This is a genomic window from Chryseobacterium capnotolerans (assembly GCF_021278965.1).
Lineage (GTDB): Bacteria > Bacteroidota > Bacteroidia > Flavobacteriales > Weeksellaceae > Chryseobacterium > Chryseobacterium capnotolerans.
Window position 1 is genome coordinate 2,400,916 of sequence record NZ_CP065589.1, and the last position, 17,946, is coordinate 2,418,861.

Sequence of the window (17,946 nt, forward strand, 5' to 3'; positions counted from 1 at the left end):
CGCTAAATTTGTACTGCAAATTATTAAGAACATGAACTACCATACAAGAAAATGGGTAAAACCCGAAGATTTAAATCCCAATCATTCACTATTCGGAGGAAGACTTTTACAATGGATTGATGAAGAAGCGGCATTGTACGCGATCATCCAACTTGAAAACACGAAAGTGGTTACAAAATTTATTTCCGAGATCAATTTCGTAAGTTCTGCAAAGCAAGGAGATATCATAGAAATTGGTATTGAAGCCACTCACTTTGGTTCCTCTTCTATTACTTTAAGATGTGACGTACGTAATAAAATGACTCATCAAACTATTATCACTGTTGAAAAAATTGTCATGGTGAATCTGGACAGCGACGGAAATCCAGCTCCGCATGGTAAAACCAGGATTGAATTTGTAAAAGACAGATTAAACAGTGAACTATGAAGATCTTCATCAAGAATATGGTCTGCAACAGATGCATTGCTGCAGTAGAAACCATCTTTAATAATGCAGATATAAAAACTCATTCCATTATTCTTGGAGAAGTAGAAACAGAATCGGAAGTTTCATCAGCAACAATGCAAGCAATTGAAGAAAAACTTCTTGCAACCGGATTTGAAAGAATCATGGATTCTTCCCATCAGCTTGTTGAGAAAATTAAGAATCTGATTATTGTAAAAGTCAGTGAGCTTGACATTGATGAAGATTTTCTTCTCTCTGAATTTTTAAGTACCAAGCTCCATAAAGATTATAGTGCTCTTTCAAAAACATTCTCACAGAATGAAAACATAACCCTGGAACAGTTTTTTATTCTTCAAAAAATAGAGAAAGTAAAAGAGCTCCTTTTATATAATGAATTCAATCTTACGGAAATCGCAGGAAAGCTGGGATACAAGAGTGTTCAGCATCTTTCTACCCAATTTCGTAACGTCACAGGATTCACTCCCACTGATTTCAAAAAATTAAAAGACCACCATAGGAAACCCCTTGACAATCTTTAATTATGTTTGAGAGTATTTGAGTTTGAAGGTTTGAGAGCCGGAGTCTGATAGTGTCTTATATATCAACAATCATTCATCCCCACCACTCTAATACTCTAATACTCTAATACTCTAATACTCTCAAACCCTCAAACTCACCAATCTAAATTCTATAACTATTATCCTTAAATTTATAACAGCCTTAGATTTTCATTTTGGAAATTTGCAGTATAAATTTAAGAATCATGGAACAACAGTATAAAATACTCGGAATGACCTGTTCCGGTTGCCAGAAAAAAATATCCAACCAACTGAACAGCATTGAGGGCGTTACAGCCGATGTCAACCTGGAAAACAATACCGCTACAATCACCTGTGATCATACAGTTGCTCTTTCCGTTTTGAATAACTCCCTTGCAGAAATAGGGAAATACAGACTGGAAGATCCAAACAGCCCTGAAAAAGCTTTTGTAAAACCTCAGGACCGGGTGTCTCCATCTTCAGTATATTATTGCCCCATGGAATGTGAAGGCGAGAAAGTATATTTCAAACAGGGAGAAAGATGTCCGGACTGTAATATGTATTTGGTTCCGATTGAAGAAAAACTGGCTAAAGATCCTAATCATAAACCCACTTATTCATCTACCCATTTACCTGAAAATTTTAAAGACAGTGTTGGAAAATACTATTGTCCGATGTTCTGTGAAGGTGATAAAGTATATGATGAAAAAGGAGATTGCCCTGTTTGCCACATGCATTTAGAGGAAATCTCTGAAGATATGGCTAAAAATGCAGTTTCACATCACAGCCATTCACATGCTCATAGCCATAATCACAGTCATCACCATCATCATGAAGCGCCTAAGATCACTGATGAAATGGCAGGAAAATACTACTGTCCCATGTATTGTGAAGGAGATAAGACCTATGATTCTAATGTAGGATGCCCGGTTTGCGGAATGGATCTGGTAAAATATCCGGAAAAGAAAACTGCGAAATACACTTGTCCTATGCATCCTGAAATCATCAGCGATGAGCCAGGAAGCTGCCCAATTTGCGGAATGGATTTGGTAAGAATGCCCGACAGTGGAGATGATGAAGAGGATGAAACCTATAACATTCTGAAAAGAAAATTCTTGATTTCACTGGCGTTTACCGTTCCTGTTTTCATACTATCTATGGGCGGAATGTTTATTGATTTTCCCTTCTCACATCAAATTCAGGGGTTCATTGAACTAGCATTAACGCTTCCGGTTATGTTTTATTCCGGGTGGTTTCTGCTAAAAAGAGGCTGGGTTTCATTCAAAACCTGGAATCTTAATATGTTCAGCTTAATTGCATTAGGAGTTGCTGCGGCATTTATTTTTAGTATTACCGCATTGGCTTTTCCAGATATTATTCCCCATGAAATCCGTGGACATAACCATGAAATCCCATTATATTTTGAGGCAGTCTGTGTTATTCTCACGCTTGTTATTTTGGGTCAATTGATGGAAGCTGCTGCTCATAAAAAAACAGGAAATGCGATCAAAGAATTAATGAATCTATCACCGGATGAAGCCAATCTTATAGTGAATGGTGAAGAAAAAAGAGTATTGCTTTCACAAGTAAAAATTGGAGACTTATTAAAAGTAAAACCAGGTGAAAAAATTCCAGTTGACGGAAAGATCACAGAAGGGAACTCTATTGTAGACGAAAGTATGATTACGGGAGAGCCAGTTCCCGTTGAGAAAACAGTTGACGATAAAGTGTCATCAGGAACCATCAACGGCAATCAGGTATTCATCATGAAAGCTGAAAAAGTAGGTGACGAAACCCTTCTTTCTCAAATCATTAAAATGGTGAATGAAGCCAGCCGAAGCCGAGCACCTATCCAGAAACTGACAGATAAAGTATCTAAGGTATTCGTTCCTGTAGTCATCCTTATTGCTGTACTTACTTTTGTTCTTTGGCAGTTCTTTGGGCCTGAAGGAAAAAGAAGTTTATTTGCTTTCGTAAACGCTGTAGCCGTCTTAATTGTAGCATGTCCTTGTGCCTTAGGCCTTGCCACTCCCATGTCCTTAATGGTAGGAATTGGAAAAGGGGCTAAAAACGGTATTCTGATCAAAAATGCAGAAGCCCTGGAACAAATGAATAAAGTCAATGTATTGATTACTGATAAAACAGGAACTTTAACGGAAGGAAAGCCTTCTGTAGAATATATTGAATCGATAAATAATGAAGATAAAAACCAAATTTTACAGCTTGCCTTTTCGCTGAATCAAAATTCAGAACATCCTCTTTCCAATGCAGTGATCAAAAGAGCAAAAGATGAAAATATTTCCGCTGAAAAAGTGGATCAGTTTGAAAATATCTCTGGAAAAGGAGTCAAAGGAAATATCAACGGAAAAACAGCTTATCTTGGGAATGAAAACCTGTTAACCTCTCATCAAATTCAGATTCCCAATGCATTAAAACAGAAAGCTATAGAAGTACAGTCAAAAGCTCATACTATTTCTTATGTGGCATATAATCAGAATGTCTTAGGATTTATCAGCTTTACGGATAAAATCAAAGCAAGTTCTAAAAAAGCAGTAGACCGACTGATGAGTGAAGATATTGACATTATTATGATGACTGGAGACAATGAACATACTGCAAAAGCTGTAGCTGAAGAATTAGGTATCAAGCATTTTAAAGCCAACTGCCTTCCTGAGGATAAGCTTAATGAAGTAAAAAGATTACAGCAACAGGGTAAAATCGTTGCCATGACCGGAGACGGGATCAATGACTCCCCTGCCCTTGCCCAGTCCGATATAGGAATCGCAATGGGAACAGGTACTGATGTAGCCATTGAAAGTGCTGAGATCACCTTATTAAAAGGAGATATCTTAGGAGTAGCAAAAGCCAAGCTACTAAGCGAAAAGCTTCTTAAAAACATTAAAGAAAACCTGTTCTTTGCCTTTATTTATAATGTTCTAGGAATTCCTGTTGCGGCAGGATTATTGTATCCATTCTTTGGAATTTTGTTATCACCGATGATCGCAGCAGCTGCCATGAGCGTCAGTTCATTATCAGTGATTCTGAATTCATTGAGATTAAACTCAGTAGATCTGGATATAAAACAATAATATGACAAAAGAAAATCTTTACATAGGATGTTCAGGGTTTTACAATAATGACTGGAAAGGGTCTTTATATCCTGAAAATGCCCAAAGTAAAGATTTTCTTTCTTTATATGCTGAAGTTTTCAATGCAGTAGAGATCAACTCTACATTTTATAGAATTCCTACTGCTAAAACACTTTTAAAGTGGCATGATGAAACTCCTGGATCATTCAGGTTTTTTATCAAAATACCCAAAGCGATTACGCATCAAAAACGTCTTGCAGATTCAAAAGAAGAGATTACAGCATTCTGCCAACATATCCATCAGCATCTTCAACAAAAGCTTTCCGGATTCCTATACCAACTTCCTCCCTCTTTTAAAAACACCCCGGAAAATATTGACTTAGTGATTAATAATGTTGATAACAGCTTTTTAAATGTCATCGAGTTCCGTCACGAATCCTGGTGGAAAAAGGAAATTTTCGATCTATTAAAAAACAAAGGTATTGTTTTCTCCGGGGTAAGTTTTCCTGGAAATCTTCCTGAAGATATGATCACTAATCATTCTGAAATAATTTACTTCAGACTCCACGGAAAGCCTATCCTATACAAATCTAAATACAATGAAGATTTTCTCGATCATCTTGCTAAAAGTATTAAAAACACTCCACAGACAGCCTTTATATTTTTCAATAATACATGGGGAACTGCTGCCATAAAGAATGCAATGTATCTGAAAAGCATTTTAATGTAAAAGCTGAATCTATCCCAAAGTTCACATTATTACTTCATTTTCAAAGTTGTTAAAATAAAATAATTCCCAAACAAAGGAAGAATATCATTCTCTCAACAAAAATAGAAAACAACTATCGCTTTGGTATTTATAAATGTTAAGATTTACCGAAAACAAAACCATAAGCCAACAATCAGTATTTTAATAAAAAAAGACTTTAAAATAAAGTTCTTAAAATAATCTTAAAAAGAAAAATTACAGCGAAATATGGCATATAATTTGTTAACATTCACTTGTTATTTTTAACAATTTTTAACAACACAATTTCAATTACCTTTATGAGAAAAATTTTTGCGGGAAAGTCAACAAATAAGACTTTTCTCGGGATGTTTGCATTGATGAGTGCAACTTCAGTACTATTAAACAGCTGTAATTTTAAAAATGATGTGAACGAAACGCTCAGTTCACAGGAACATCCTACCGCAGAAATCTCCCCCAAAATGGACGATGAGAGCGTAGATTCTGATAAAAGAGTAATCTACCTTACTTTTGATGACGGCCCTAACCAGGGAACTGAAAATCTTTTAAAAATCCTTGACAAAAGAAATGTTTGTGCCACAGCTTTTTTAGTGGGAAGACATGCTTATGGAAGCACAAAACAAAAAAATGATTTTAAGCTTTTAAAGGAGAATCCCCTCATTGAACTTGCTAACCATAGTTTCACTCATGCTCATAATAAATACTCTGATTTCTATAAAACAGCAGATGCTGTTGTGCGCGATTTTGATATTGCTAAAGACAGCCTGAAGCTTCACGATAAAATAGCAAGAACTCCCGGAAGAAATATCTGGAGGCTTAACAATATTAATGTAACAGATATCAAAAGCTCCACTGCCGCTGCAGATGGTCTTAAAAGAGCAGGATACAAAGTTATTGGCTGGGATCTGGAATGGAGACCTACCCACAAAATGACTTTGAAAGGAAGCCATGAAGCGATGCTGAAAAAAGTAGACAGCATCTTCCTAAATGATCTTGAAAAGACTTCAAGGCACCTTGTTTTCCTTACTCATGACCAGTACCTGAGAGATACCGATTCTATTAACGAGTTGGATCTGTTTATTGAAAAGCTGCAAAAAAGCAACAAGTTTGTTTTCAGAAAGATTTCTCAGTATCCAAAAATTAACGAAGTATTGAATTAGTTTAAAAATTAAAAAGAAAAAAATAGAAGATCCATAAGAAAACCACATTTCAATGCCTTTAAACTTTGAACCTTAAACTAAATTTCAGAAATTTGCATACATGAGTATTAAAGAAAATTATAAAGCGATACAGAATAAACTTACGTCAGATGTTCAACTGGTTGCTGTTTCAAAAACGCATCCGGTTTCTGCGATTCAGGAGGTCTATGATCTTGGACAAAGAGTCTTTGGAGAAAACAAAGTTCAGGAATTGATGGAAAAAGCACCTCTCCTGCCTCAGGATATCCAATGGCACCTGATCGGACACCTGCAAACCAATAAGGTAAAGTATATTGCTTCATTCATAGATACGATCCAAAGTGTAGATTCAGAAAAGCTCTTGGCTGAAATCAACAAAGAGGCAGGTAAAAATAACAGGTCTATTAAAGTGTTGCTGCAGGTAAAAATTGCAGCAGAAGAAAGTAAGTTCGGGCTTGAAATTTCAGATGCAAAGACTCTTTTCCAACAGTATATTGATGGGGATTTCCCTCATATTGAAATTACCGGATTGATGGGAATGGCAACTTTCACAGATAATGAGGCGCAGATAAGAAAAGAATTTTTAACTTTAAAGACAGTTTTTGATGAATTAAATCAACTAAAACCTTTAAAAACCTTATCAATGGGAATGAGTGATGATTTCCCTGTGGCCATTGAGTGTGGCGCTAATTCTGTGAGGGTGGGATCTGCCATTTTCGGAAGAAGAGACTATTCCCAATAGAATATTTAGGTATGGTTTTTGCTAATAATTGAAACAAAAAATTTAAATTTGCAACTATGCAAAAAATCCTTATAGTAGAAGACGAAAAAGCAATCTCAGGAGTACTTCACAGTATTCTTTCTGACGAACTCACAGATTATGAATTTGTTATCGCCGAAGACGGCCTTGAAGGTTACAAACAGGTAGAAAAAGAAGATTTCGCGTTGGTGATCTCTGATATCAAAATGCCTAAACTTTCAGGAACCGAGCTTTTGAAGCAGAGCATGATATTAAAGCCTGAAACTACATTTATCATGATTTCAGGTCACGCCGATATTGATTCTGCCGTTTCCTGCCTAAAAGAGGGTGCATACGATTTTATCTCTAAGCCTATTGACATCAACAGGCTTATTACCAGTGTAAAAAATGCTTTGGTTAAAGAAACACTGAAGAAAGAAAACAAAAACCTTCAAACAGAAAATAAAACGTTAAAGAGAAAGGTCAATAAAAAATACCAGATGATCGGGAATTCTCCTGCCCTGCAGAAGATTCAGGATATGATCGAAAAGGTAGCTGTTTCTGATGCCAGAGTTCTGATTACAGGTCCAAACGGAGCTGGAAAGGAATTGGTAGCTCATGCGATCCACAACCAAAGTGAGCGCGCAAGAGGGCCAATGGTAGAAGTAAACTGTGCTGCAATACCATCTGAACTTATTGAATCTGAACTTTTCGGACACGTAAAAGGTTCATTTACCGGTGCTATTAAAGATAAGCAGGGGAAATTTGAACAGGCTAACGGAGGGACTATCTTCCTTGACGAGATTGGAGACATGAGCCTTATCGCTCAGGCTAAGGTATTAAGAGCTTTACAGGAAAGCAAAGTATCTCCTGTAGGAAGTGATAAAGAAATAAAAGTTGATGTAAGAGTAATTGCAGCAACAAACAAAAATATGCAGAAAGAGATTGAGGAAGGGAAATTCAGAGAAGACCTTTACCACAGACTTTCTGTGATTGAAATTTATGTTCCGCCATTGGATGACAGAAAAGATGATATCAAGTTATTGGTTGAACACTTCTCCGGTATGATTGCTGATGAGCATGGTACTGCTGTGAAAAAGTTCGATGATAAGGCAATTGATGCTTTAAAAGCGCTTTCATGGACTGGAAATATCAGGGAGCTAAGAAATGTTGTGGAAAGATTGATTATTCTTGGTGGAAATACTGTTTCTGAAAGTGACGTTGCAAGTTTTGTAAGGAAATAATACAACTATTATTACAATATTATAAAAATTTGCAGTATCACTACTGCAAATTTTTTTTTGAACTATTTTGAATATAAACTATATGAATCTTAAAATACTATGAAATTTTTAAACAAAAACTACACAAAAGAATGCCTGACTTTGGCTCTACCTGTAATGCTTACCCAGGTAGGGCAAGTTTCAGTGAATTTATTCGATAATATTATTGTCGGAAAACTTTTAGGCGCTGATGCATTGGCGTCTGTTTCATTAGGTAATGCTGTGTTTTTCTCCATATTTGTATTGGCGCTTGGATTTTCATTTGCGATACCGCCATTGGTTTCTGAAGCTCATTCTAAGCAGGATCATGATACGATCAATTCCGTGTTCAGTCATGGTTTTGTCATTAATATGACGGTTGGAGTTCTTCTGATGGTCATTCTTTTACTGGGAATGCCTCTGCTCTATCACTCCGGCCAACCAGCAAAGATCATTCCTGATACGGTAGATTTCTTAAGTATTATGGTGATCAGTATGATTCCATTCATGGCGTTTCAGACGCTTCGTGAGGTATCTGAAGGACTTTCATACACTATCGGAGTAACTAAGGCAACCATTATTGCCAACATCATTAATATTGCTTTAAACTATGTGTTTATTAAAGGACTTTGGGGATTCCCTCCGATGGGTGTAAAAGGGTCAGCTTTAGCAACCTTAATTTCCAGAGTTTTCATGGTGGTTTTCCTTTATTTTGTATTGTTGAAAGAAAAGAGAACGAGACGTTATATCAAGGATTTTTCATTAAAAATTCAAAACTTCTCAAAAGCCATGTTTGATAAAATGGTAAGATTGGGACTACCTACAGCATTACAGATGTTCTTTGAGGTAACTGCTTTTGCAGGAGCAGCATTTATTTGCGGATTAATTTCAGCCCATGACATTGCCTCTCACCAGATTGCTTTGAGTATGGCCTCATTTACCTTCAACCTTTGCGTTGGCTTTAGTGTAGCTTCCACCGTAATGATCGGCAGAAAACTGGGTGAACAGAATTTTGTTGAATTAAGAAAAGTTGGGATCAACAACCTAAAGATTGCTTTTATCTTTATGTGTATCTGCGGATTGGTTTTCATTCTTGGAAGAAATATTTTACCAACCTTCTTCACGAAGAAAGAAGAAGTTGAAGTAATTGCTCTGGCTTCAAAACTGATGATTATCGCTGCTTTATTCCAGCTTTCTGATGGAATTCAGGTAACAGCTTTAGGAATGTTGAGAGGCTTACAGGATGTGAAAATACCATCCATATATACTTTTATTGCCTATTGGGTGATTACGATTCCATTAGGCTATTTCTTCTGTGTAACATTGGAAATGGGAGCTTTCGGAATGTGGATCGCTCTAGGGTTAGGATTAACGGTTTCTGCCGTATTCCTAGTTAAACGATTCCTGAATATGTCTGCTAAGCGAATTAAGCAGAATTCATAATATTTAAAAGAGGCTGTCTCAAAAGTGTCATTCTGAACGAAATGAAATGTAGTGAAGAATCTTAAGTAATTGATAAACATTGAGATTCTTCCTTCGTCAGAATGACAAAAGTCAAATAATTTGACTTTTGAGACAGCCTCTTTTTATTTTCTTGCGGATTTCGGAGATTACGCAGATCTTTTATTATAATTTTAAAATCTTAAATGTAAGGCTAAGCCAATGGGTTAGATTATTTATTTTGAACGGCTAAAGCCCGTTTCTATTGAATTTTAATCTGTACAGAATATCACAATATTGTCATTCTGTAAACATCTAAACCTTGTAAAGTGAATAAGACTTTTTAAGCACCACAAAAAGACATATAAATAATTTTTAAATGAAAAATTATCATTTTTCATACAAGCTCAACAAATCATCAATCTTTTACAGTCTGCGTAATCTGCTAAATCAGCGAGAGATATTTTTAATAAAAGATTATCCGCCTGAGATACCCTTTTATATTTTATTGAATTCTTTTCCCTAAAATCTTCAGACTTCGTTCTATTCCATCTAAAATAGCTACATCCGGAAGTGTGCCCCAATCTTCAAATCCAAAGTGTCTGAATAGCTTCAAACTCGGTTCATTATGAAGAAAAATAAGCGCGACAAGGTGATTCACCCCAAATTTACCTGCATTATCAATACAATACTGAAGAATTGTTTTACCATACCCTTTTCCTCTTGAACTTTCATCCAAATAAATACTCACTTCCACGGTTCCACTGTAAGCGGGTCTTTCATGGAAAGAACTGAAACTTACCCATCCTACGATATGTCCTTCTGAGTCTTCTACCATCCAAAGTGGGCGCGTATCAGGGTTATGCTCATTGAACCACTGCACCTTGCTCTCTACGGAAACTTCTTCTACATCTGCGGTCACCATTCTTGAAGCAATGATTGAGTTGTAAATGGCTACAATTTTATTTAAATCGGTTAATTCAGCGCTTCTGAATTTTAAATTTTCCATGGAGATTACATTCAATATTTATGATACAAAAATAATAAATATTTAAAATACCCTGTTTATTTTACTCAAATTACACTATTTTTAAAATAAAAAAAACAAATACACCCCCATAAAAAACAACACTAAAACTCAATTTTAAATAAATACTTTCATTTATGTTGAAATACGCAAAGGCGCAATTGTATTTTAGGAGTAAATATTTTTAAGGTGCAAAGATTTTATCTACGATAAAATTGAAGGCTGCTTCTAATGCTGCGAATGAACAAATAATTTATTAGCGTATAATCACATAGAATAATGTTAATAAAAGTTAGTTTAAAAGGGTTATTTTCCTTGCTGAGAATCTTTGATTCTCTTGCCCTAAAAACACTTAGCATTACATTTCTTTACGCCCTTGCGTTATCCAACAAACATTATTTCAAATCCTTCAGAATTCTATTCAGGCTTCTCACGGTAATTCCTAGATATGCAGCCATATCTTCTTTGGAAATCTGAATATTCTGTTTAGCCTGCATTTTAAGTAACTGGGCCAAGGTATGCTCTACTGTATAAAGCTGTTGATAAGATGCTCTGCTGGTGGTATTGATAATACGTTCTGCAAAGGAATTCAGTAATAAGTTATTCAGAATAAAATCTCTTTGCATCAATTCATTAAAATATGACAGGTTTATAGTATACACCACAACTTCCGTCAACGCTTCAATACCACATAAACAAGGTATATTTTTAATCAGTTCTACTTCACCAAGGATTTCCCCATTTCCCAAAAAATTCAACGATATACTCTTTTCCATTTTCTTCTTCAAAATAACATTTTGTAATTCCTTCTTTAACCAGCATAACTTTGGACAGCGATTGATCCTGAATCAATAGCTTCTGCCCTTTGAAAATGATTGCAGAATAATATTTTCTCCGGTTTGTTGGTGATAAAGCCCTTCAAGATGACTTAAAAATGAGTGATTCGTTCGTAACATACTTCTTCGGGACAATTGTCCTTTGCCGGTTTATTTTTTATATAGAAATTTGAAGCTGAAATTTACAAAACAAAAATGAATAATCACATTACAACAATAGCCTTTGATGCAGATGATACGCTTTGGATCAATGAACCTTACTTTCAGGAAGCAGAAAAAGAATTCTGTATGCTGCTTGAAGATTATCTTCCTCAGCATTCCGTATCTCAGGAACTCTTTACAACGGAAATGAAGAATCTGCATTTATATGGATATGGAGTAAAAGGATTTATGCTTTGTATGGTGGAGACTATTGGAAAAGTTTCAAACAACACAGCTTCTATTGAGCTGGTTAATAAAGCGATTGAACTGGGCCAGGAACTTCTTCAAAAACCTATTGAACTTTTAGACGGGGTTACAGAAACTCTTGAAAGTTTAAAAGGAAAATACAGGCTTGTAGTAGCTACGAAAGGAGATTTACTGGATCAGGAGCGCAAACTTAAAAACTCAGGATTACAAGATCATTTTCATCACATTGAGATCATGAGTGACAAAAAAGAACATGATTACAGAAAACTATTAAAGCATCTTGACTGCCAACCAGAGAATTTCCTTATGCTTGGAAACTCCATAAAATCAGATATTTTACCTGTATTGGAAATCGGAGGATCAGCAGCTCATATTCCTTATCATGTGACATGGAACCATGAGCAGCATGATGTGAATCTTGAACACGAGAATTTTATGGAATTGAAAAGTATTAATGAGATCTTACAATTTCTTTAACTATAAAGATTAATTCCCACTTAGCTTTGCTTATTATTCCGTAAAAAAGGCTGTCTCAAAGATGAGACAGCCTTTTTGTATTATTTTTTCAGACACTTTTCAAGGAACTGATCCTGTTCCCATAAAACGTGAAATATATTCTCTTTAGCCTGATATCCGTGTGATTCTTTTGGAAGAAGAACCATTCTTACCGGCGCTCCAAGGTTTTTCAAAGCCTGGAAATATCTTTCCGTCTGCAAGGTAAAAGTTCCCGGATTGTTATCTGCATCACCGTGAATCAGAAGCAACGGGGTTTTCATTTTGTCAGCATTCATAAACGGAGACATGGTGTTGTAAATCTCCGGAACATCCCAATAGTTTCTTTGTTCGCTCTGGAACCAAATGGAGTCAGTGTTCTGTTATAAGCACCACTTCTGGCAATACCACAGGCAAAAAGATTAGAGTGGGTCAATAAATTAGCCGTCATAAATGCCCCATATGAATGGCCTCCAACAGCGACTTTCTTTTTATCTATATATCCTAACTGATCTACAGCATTGATCGCGGCATCAGCATCAGCTACCAATTGCGTAATAAAGGTATCATTAGGTTCTGTTTTTCCTTCTCCGATAATTGGGAATGCAGCGTTATCTAAAACAGCATATCCTTTAGTCACCCAGTACACGAAAGAGCCATAATATGGGAAAGTAAAGTCATTATCATTCTGAGTACTCTGCCCTGCTGTATTCTTATCTTTAAATTCTCTTGGATACGCCCAGATCAATAATGGTAATTTTTCTTTCTTCGCCTTTCTATCGTAGTTTGCCGGCAGATAAAGAGTTCCCGTCAATGTAACTCCATCATTTCTTTTATAGGTAATGACTTCTTTGTGAACATCTTTGATGCTTTCAAAAGGATTTGCAAAATGAGTTACCGTTTCAGCTTTATTAGACTTAATATTCTTTTTATAATAGTTCGGATATTGGCTTGATGATTCCTGTATTGTTAATATCTCTCCTTTTGAAGGGTTTAAAATATCTACAATCTTTTCTTTAGCCCCTTTAAGGTTAGAAGTATACAGTCTTTTTTTCTTCAATGATTTAATATCCATTTCATCAATAAACGGATGCTGGCCATCTTTTGTAAACCCCTCTCCGATCAGATATGCTTTTCCGCCTTTCATATCGATAACAGATCTGCCATATTGATTTTTCACGGTATTGAAACTTCCCGGATCACTATACACATCCTGAGAGTTTCTGTCGTCTATAACTTTTGATTCTCCATTGTTAAGATCAACCAGGAATGTTTTGGTATTTCTGGTATCATACCATTCTTCAGATACTAACGCATAGTGGTCATTCGTCCAATCTACATCCTCAAATCTCTGTTTGATTTTGAAGAATGATTTAGGAGCAGCTGTAAACGGTGCCTCCCAGGTAAAGATTTCATCTCTGTATTCTGCCGTTTTATATTGATCTCCACCATCAAGAGCTTCTGTGAACACTAATGTTGCCGGAGCATCACTTCTCCAGGACATTTCTCTTTTTCCTGTTCTTACAGACGAAAAACCTTTAGGCATAATTTCATTCAGAGGAATCTCATTCACCACTTTCACTGTATTTCCTTTTGTATCATACACTGTTGTGGTCATAGGAAATCTGTTCAGGGGAACAATATAAGAGAATGGCTTTTTAATGACTGAAGATAACAGATAATTTCCATCAGGAGAAAAACTTAATCCTGTGTACATATCCTGATTTATTACCTTTTTAAGGTTTCCGTTCAGGTCAACATTGAATACTTCTGAAGTGACCAACGTCTCGAAGTTCTTTTCATCCTGTGGATTTTTTAAAAGATCCTGGTACGTTCTGTTTTGGGATACTTTTCCATCTGCTGTAGAAACAATAGGTCCCGTCGGAAGATCTTTCCCTGAATCAATCAGCGCAGGTCTGTTTTGAGGCAGCGTTCTGATTAATAAACTCTGGGAATCATTATACCAGAGATAGGGAGTTCCTAAATTGGCATTCAGAATATCTCCTGTTATCTTTTTAGCAGCAGCAGTTTCCAGGTCAACAAGCCATAACTCTACGCCTTTGCTTGTGGTATTGGTAAAAGTAAGTTTCTTTTCATCCGGTGAAAATTGCACATAGGCGATTTTAGCTCCTGTAGGCAGATTCTTTACCTGAACCTCATTTTTATCACTGAACTTTCTTATTTTAAGATTGTTGAAATAGGTTACAGTACTTGCAATATTGGTAATGGGATTGATTCTTAATCCCCCCAGTTTCATTTCTTGCTGATTAAGGTCATCTAACGTTTTGTATGTAGAACGGTATGTAAAAACCACCCAATCCTTTTTATTGTTCATCAGAACGGATGGAGGTCTTTCATAATCTGCCAGTTTTAGAATTTCGGCAGAGGGTTTTTGATAAGTAATATTCTCCTGGGCATCATAAAAATTGAGAAATGCCAGCAGGCAAATTGTCAGTTTTATCTTCATATAGATTTATTTTCTACGAATGTAGTGATTTTTAAGATAAATTTGCTATAAAAATCGATCTACAATCCCGAACAATAAAGACATTTATAAAAATAACTCTAAATAAAAAAGAGCATCCGAAGATGCTCTTTTCATTATATATTGTAAGTTTTTACCAGTCTGAAGCTCTTTTTCTTCTTTCAATCAAATGATCTACAGAAACTTTTCCGGCTCCAATAATCATTAGGAGAAGATATACGGAAAGATAAATAAGGCTCATTTCTCTTTTTTCAAAAGGATCTGCTCCATGAACTACAAATCCGGCGATGACCATTGTAAAGATCAGAAAACCTAAGGAAACTCTTGTAAAAAGGCCTAATATCAGCAGGATTGAACAAACAAATTCAGCAAGTACCGTAAGAATCAGGGTAATTTGTGGTCCCATTCCCAAAAAGTCGAAAAATTCAATTTTTCCACCAGCCAATAGCATTTGGAGTTTCGGGTATCCATGAGAAAGCATTGCAAAACCAACAAATACTCTCACAGCTAACAAAATAATATCTTTAGGTATTGAGCTCGAATTTGAATTATTATAGTTCATTTACTAAAAAATTTAGACTAAGGTAATAAAAATCTTTTAATACAACGGGCTTTAGAGCATTTTTAGTCTATCTGTACCCAAAATTCTTAAGATCTCTGTCATTCTTTCTCCAGTCTTTTTTCACCTTAACAAATAAATTCAAGTGAATTTTCTTGGAAAAGAACTTTTCCAGGTCTAATCTTGCTTCTGTACCTACTTTTTTGATAGCCTCACCCTTATGTCCGATAATAATTCCTTTTTGGGTATCTCTTTCTACATAAATAATAGAGTCAATGAAGATAATTCCTTCTTTTTCCTTAAACTGCTCAGTCACCACTTCTACAGAATATGGAATCTCCTTATCATAGTTCAAAAGGATTTTCTCGCGGATTGCTTCATTTACAAAGAACCTTTCCGGTTTATCCGTATACTGATCCTTATCATAGTAAGGTGGGTTTTCAGGCAGTAAAGATTTTAGTTTAGGTAAAATAACCTCAGTATTAAAGGCATTAAGTGCAGAAATTGGAAGGATTTCCGCTTTTGGAATCCTATTATGCCAGGTTTCTACCAATGTTTCAAGGCCTGCCTGATCAGTCTGATCCACTTTGTTTAATAATAACAATACAGGAACAGGGATTTTATTTAATTTATCAATTAAGAACTCTGAAGGTTCGGCTTTGTCTGTTACATCAACAATAAACAGGAATACATCGGCATCCTGAAGGGAGTCTTTTACAAAATCCATCATTTTTTCCTGCAATCCGTATTTTGGATCCAACACTCCCGGAGTATCGGAAAATACGATCTGAAGATCCTCTTCATTATAAATACCAAAAATTCTGTGACGGGTTGTCTGAGCTTTCTGCGTTACAATCGCCAGCTTCTCACCCATTAATTGGTTCAGAAGTGTTGATTTTCCCGCATTAGGCTTTCCAACTATATTTACAAATCCAGCTTTGTGCATAAAAATAATATTACGAACTGCAAAGTTAGTAAAACAAAATTGGTCTTTACGGTTAATCTTAATATTTAAAAGAAAAAAGAGAGTTATTGGTCTCTGGAGACTTTACAAAAGAAGAATTACATTATATCATCTTATAGCAGATCCTCAATTTTTAAAACATTCTATTTGTCATTCTGTAAGGATCCAACCCATTTAAAATAAATAAAATACTTTATGAAGACTCCTACAGAAATCAAAGCTTAGGCGTAATCAATCAGAAGCCGTATCTATCATTATCTTTCATGAAACTCACTCTAATTTTTTTCTTTAGTTCAACCTATGATATATTTCTCACAAAAACCACAAAATAATTTTGTATTGCATTACCTAAAACTGATATTTTTGAATATTAGAATTCATCTTTTATGAATATAGACCAGATTCTTGACCAAATTTACATCCTTCCCCAGGCTTCAAAAAACAGCTTAAAAGCATATATTACTGAAGTTTCACATCCTAAGGGTTACTGTCTGATGGAAGCCAATAAAGTGATTCCTTATGTTTATTTTATCCGTAAAGGAATTGCCCGTGCTTACTCTTCTACTTCAGATAATGATATTACATTCTGGTTTGGAAGCGAAGGGCAATGTGTTCTTTCTATGAAAAGTTATGTGGAAGACAAACCTGGTTATGAAAGTATTGAATTACTGGAAGACTGCGAGCTGTACATCCTGGAAACAGAACATCTTAAAAAACTGTTCAATGAAGACATTCATATTGCCAACTGGGGAAGAAAGCTGGCTGAAGCAGAAATGATAAAATCGGAAGAATTAATTATTTCAAGACAATTCAAAACTTCTTTGGAACGATATAAAGATATTATCCAATATCAGCCTGATCTTCTTAAAAGGGTTCAGCTTGGGCATATTGCTTCTTACCTTGGAATTACGCAGGTAAGTTTGAGCAGAATCCGGGCGGAAATTAAATAAATTATACGCTTGAGGATGGAAGCTGGGAGATGGAGGATGGAGATTCTGGTGGTCTATAACATGATCTGAATGTTTTATTATTTAATTTAAGTAGCGTTTTAAGTTTTGGCTAAAGCCAGTGGAATGCATATTTATATTGAGAGCGGACTAAAATCTGCCCTATTGATATTAAAGCGTATATAATATCAATATTGGGGATTACTTATTAAATAGAAATAATATAGTTAAAAGCTTTTTCCTAAAAACAATCCTATTGATTAAACAATAGCACATCACCTATTCCAACTACCATAACTTCCCTCTTCCAACTTCCTGACCAAAAACTCATTTTTTAACAATTGTAAAATTTTTTCTCCTTTCAAATGCTGAAATTTGCAATAGAAAAATTTAACAAAATGAATTGGATAATATTAGTTATCGCAGGATTATTTGAGGTTGCCTTTGCGTCTTGCTTAGGAAAGGCAAAAGAAACATCAGGAACGGAAATGTATCTTTGGTACACCGGTTTTCTGATAACGATGACTATCAGTATGCTTCTTCTGATTAAAGCTACGCAAACCTTACCTATTGGTACTGCTTATGCGGTATGGACAGGAATTGGAGCGGTAGGAACAGCTTTAATGGGAATTATCTTCTTTAAAGATCCTGTAAGCTTCTGGAGAGTATTTTTTATTATAACACTTATTGGATCTGTGGTAGGTTTAAAAGCTGTTTCCTCCTCCCATTAAGATAAAAATATAAACTTCTATCTATATTTAAAAATGAAACCGCCTTCGTAATGAAGA

At 35.5% G+C, this 17,946-nt stretch carries 15 protein-coding genes and 1 pseudogene; 11 read left to right on the top strand and 5 right to left on the bottom strand.

Annotated features, from left to right (window positions below):
* The first annotated feature begins 31 nt into the window (after window positions 1–31).
* The 8 genes from H5J24_RS11460 to H5J24_RS11495 all read left to right on the top strand — a co-directional run bounded on the left by H5J24_RS11460 (window position 32) and on the right by H5J24_RS11495 (window position 9,443).
* A complete protein-coding gene (locus tag H5J24_RS11460; protein WP_068943083.1) occupies window positions 32–427 on the top strand; it encodes an acyl-CoA thioesterase in 396 nt (131 codons plus the stop codon).
* Window positions 424–984, top strand: coding sequence for a helix-turn-helix domain-containing protein (locus H5J24_RS11465; protein ID WP_068943082.1), 561 nt, complete (start codon window positions 424–426; stop codon window positions 982–984). Before H5J24_RS11460 ends, H5J24_RS11465 begins: the two co-directional genes overlap by 4 nt.
* A gap of 224 nt (window positions 985–1,208) precedes the next feature.
* Window positions 1,209–4,073 carry a heavy metal translocating P-type ATPase gene (locus H5J24_RS11470; RefSeq protein WP_068943081.1) on the top strand — a complete coding sequence of 955 codons (2,865 nt, stop codon included), beginning with the start codon at window positions 1,209–1,211 and terminating at the stop codon, window positions 4,071–4,073.
* 1 nt (window position 4,074) lies between these two features.
* Entirely contained in the window at window positions 4,075–4,803 is a 729-nt protein-coding gene (locus tag H5J24_RS11475) for a DUF72 domain-containing protein (protein WP_068943080.1), read from the top strand.
* A 317-nt stretch (window positions 4,804–5,120) separates the two neighbouring features.
* A complete protein-coding gene (locus tag H5J24_RS11480; RefSeq protein WP_068943079.1) occupies window positions 5,121–5,981 on the top strand; it encodes a polysaccharide deacetylase family protein in 861 nt (286 codons plus the stop codon).
* Between the two features lie 100 nt (window positions 5,982–6,081).
* Complete coding sequence (locus H5J24_RS11485) at window positions 6,082–6,741, top strand: YggS family pyridoxal phosphate-dependent enzyme (protein ID WP_068943078.1); 660 nt, start codon at window positions 6,082–6,084, stop codon at window positions 6,739–6,741.
* Between the two features lie 56 nt (window positions 6,742–6,797).
* Window positions 6,798–7,982 carry a sigma-54-dependent transcriptional regulator gene (locus H5J24_RS11490; RefSeq protein WP_068943077.1) on the top strand — a complete coding sequence of 395 codons (1,185 nt, stop codon included), beginning with the start codon at window positions 6,798–6,800 and terminating at the stop codon, window positions 7,980–7,982.
* A gap of 99 nt (window positions 7,983–8,081) precedes the next feature.
* Window positions 8,082–9,443, top strand: a complete 1,362-nt coding sequence (locus H5J24_RS11495; protein ID WP_068943076.1) for an MATE family efflux transporter — start codon at window positions 8,082–8,084, stop codon at window positions 9,441–9,443.
* 502 nt (window positions 9,444–9,945) lie between these two features.
* On the opposite strand, the gene H5J24_RS11500 is transcribed toward H5J24_RS11495, so the two are convergent.
* Together H5J24_RS11500 and H5J24_RS11505 are read right to left on the bottom strand one after the other, a co-directional pair.
* Complete coding sequence (locus H5J24_RS11500) at window positions 9,946–10,449, bottom strand: GNAT family N-acetyltransferase (protein WP_068943075.1); 504 nt, start codon at window positions 10,447–10,449, stop codon at window positions 9,946–9,948.
* 413 nt (window positions 10,450–10,862) lie between these two features.
* Entirely contained in the window at window positions 10,863–11,243 is a 381-nt protein-coding gene (locus tag H5J24_RS11505) for a Crp/Fnr family transcriptional regulator (protein WP_283250779.1), read from the bottom strand.
* 255 nt (window positions 11,244–11,498) lie between these two features.
* Here H5J24_RS11505 and H5J24_RS11510 point away from each other — a divergent pair, with 255 nt between their 5' ends.
* Window positions 11,499–12,188: an HAD family hydrolase gene (locus tag H5J24_RS11510; protein ID WP_068943073.1), complete on the top strand. Its 690-nt coding sequence runs from the start codon at window positions 11,499–11,501 to the stop codon at window positions 12,186–12,188.
* An 80-nt stretch (window positions 12,189–12,268) separates the two neighbouring features.
* On the opposite strand, the pseudogene H5J24_RS11515 reads toward H5J24_RS11510, so the two are convergent.
* From H5J24_RS11515 to era, 3 genes and pseudogenes are all read right to left on the bottom strand, one after another.
* Window positions 12,269–14,670, bottom strand: a pseudogene (locus H5J24_RS11515) (alpha/beta hydrolase family protein).
* Window positions 14,671–14,821: 151 nt separating this feature from the next.
* Entirely contained in the window at window positions 14,822–15,250 is a 429-nt protein-coding gene (locus tag H5J24_RS11520) for a DoxX family protein (RefSeq protein ID WP_068943072.1), read from the bottom strand.
* A gap of 67 nt (window positions 15,251–15,317) precedes the next feature.
* Window positions 15,318–16,193, bottom strand: coding sequence for a GTPase Era (gene era, locus H5J24_RS11525; protein ID WP_068943071.1), 876 nt, complete (start codon window positions 16,191–16,193; stop codon window positions 15,318–15,320).
* A gap of 404 nt (window positions 16,194–16,597) precedes the next feature.
* Here era and H5J24_RS11530 point away from each other — a divergent pair, with 404 nt between their 5' ends.
* Both H5J24_RS11530 and H5J24_RS11535 read left to right on the top strand, forming a co-directional pair.
* Window positions 16,598–17,161 carry a Crp/Fnr family transcriptional regulator gene (locus H5J24_RS11530; RefSeq protein WP_068943070.1) on the top strand — a complete coding sequence of 188 codons (564 nt, stop codon included), beginning with the start codon at window positions 16,598–16,600 and terminating at the stop codon, window positions 17,159–17,161.
* A gap of 395 nt (window positions 17,162–17,556) precedes the next feature.
* Complete coding sequence (locus H5J24_RS11535; RefSeq protein ID WP_065397595.1) at window positions 17,557–17,889, top strand: DMT family transporter; 333 nt, start codon at window positions 17,557–17,559, stop codon at window positions 17,887–17,889.
* The last annotated feature ends 57 nt before the right edge of the window (window positions 17,890–17,946 follow it).

What these genes read in the sequence shown, in the direction of transcription:
- H5J24_RS11460 (WP_068943083.1), top strand. Translation starts at nt 32, where the DNA reads ATGAACTACCATACAAGAAAATGGGTAAAACCCGAAGATTTAAATCCC.
- H5J24_RS11495 (WP_068943076.1), top strand. Translation starts at nt 8,082, where the DNA reads ATGAAATTTTTAAACAAAAACTACACAAAAGAATGCCTGACTTTGGCT.
- H5J24_RS11500 (WP_068943075.1), bottom strand. Translation starts at nt 10,449, where the DNA reads ATGGAAAATTTAAAATTCAGAAGCGCTGAATTAACCGATTTAAATAAA.
- H5J24_RS11535 (WP_065397595.1), top strand. Translation starts at nt 17,557, where the DNA reads ATGAATTGGATAATATTAGTTATCGCAGGATTATTTGAGGTTGCCTTT.
- H5J24_RS11475 (WP_068943080.1), top strand. Translation starts at nt 4,075, where the DNA reads ATGACAAAAGAAAATCTTTACATAGGATGTTCAGGGTTTTACAATAAT.
- H5J24_RS11510 (WP_068943073.1), top strand. Translation starts at nt 11,499, where the DNA reads ATGAATAATCACATTACAACAATAGCCTTTGATGCAGATGATACGCTT.
- H5J24_RS11485 (WP_068943078.1), top strand. Translation starts at nt 6,082, where the DNA reads ATGAGTATTAAAGAAAATTATAAAGCGATACAGAATAAACTTACGTCA.
- H5J24_RS11470 (WP_068943081.1), top strand. Translation starts at nt 1,209, where the DNA reads ATGGAACAACAGTATAAAATACTCGGAATGACCTGTTCCGGTTGCCAG.
- H5J24_RS11465 (WP_068943082.1), top strand. Translation starts at nt 424, where the DNA reads ATGAAGATCTTCATCAAGAATATGGTCTGCAACAGATGCATTGCTGCA.
- H5J24_RS11490 (WP_068943077.1), top strand. Translation starts at nt 6,798, where the DNA reads ATGCAAAAAATCCTTATAGTAGAAGACGAAAAAGCAATCTCAGGAGTA.
- H5J24_RS11530 (WP_068943070.1), top strand. Translation starts at nt 16,598, where the DNA reads ATGAATATAGACCAGATTCTTGACCAAATTTACATCCTTCCCCAGGCT.
- H5J24_RS11480 (WP_068943079.1), top strand. Translation starts at nt 5,121, where the DNA reads ATGAGAAAAATTTTTGCGGGAAAGTCAACAAATAAGACTTTTCTCGGG.
- H5J24_RS11520 (WP_068943072.1), bottom strand. Translation starts at nt 15,250, where the DNA reads ATGAACTATAATAATTCAAATTCGAGCTCAATACCTAAAGATATTATT.
- H5J24_RS11505 (WP_283250779.1), bottom strand. Translation starts at nt 11,243, where the DNA reads ATGGAAAAGAGTATATCGTTGAATTTTTTGGGAAATGGGGAAATCCTT.
- era (WP_068943071.1), bottom strand. Translation starts at nt 16,193, where the DNA reads ATGCACAAAGCTGGATTTGTAAATATAGTTGGAAAGCCTAATGCGGGA.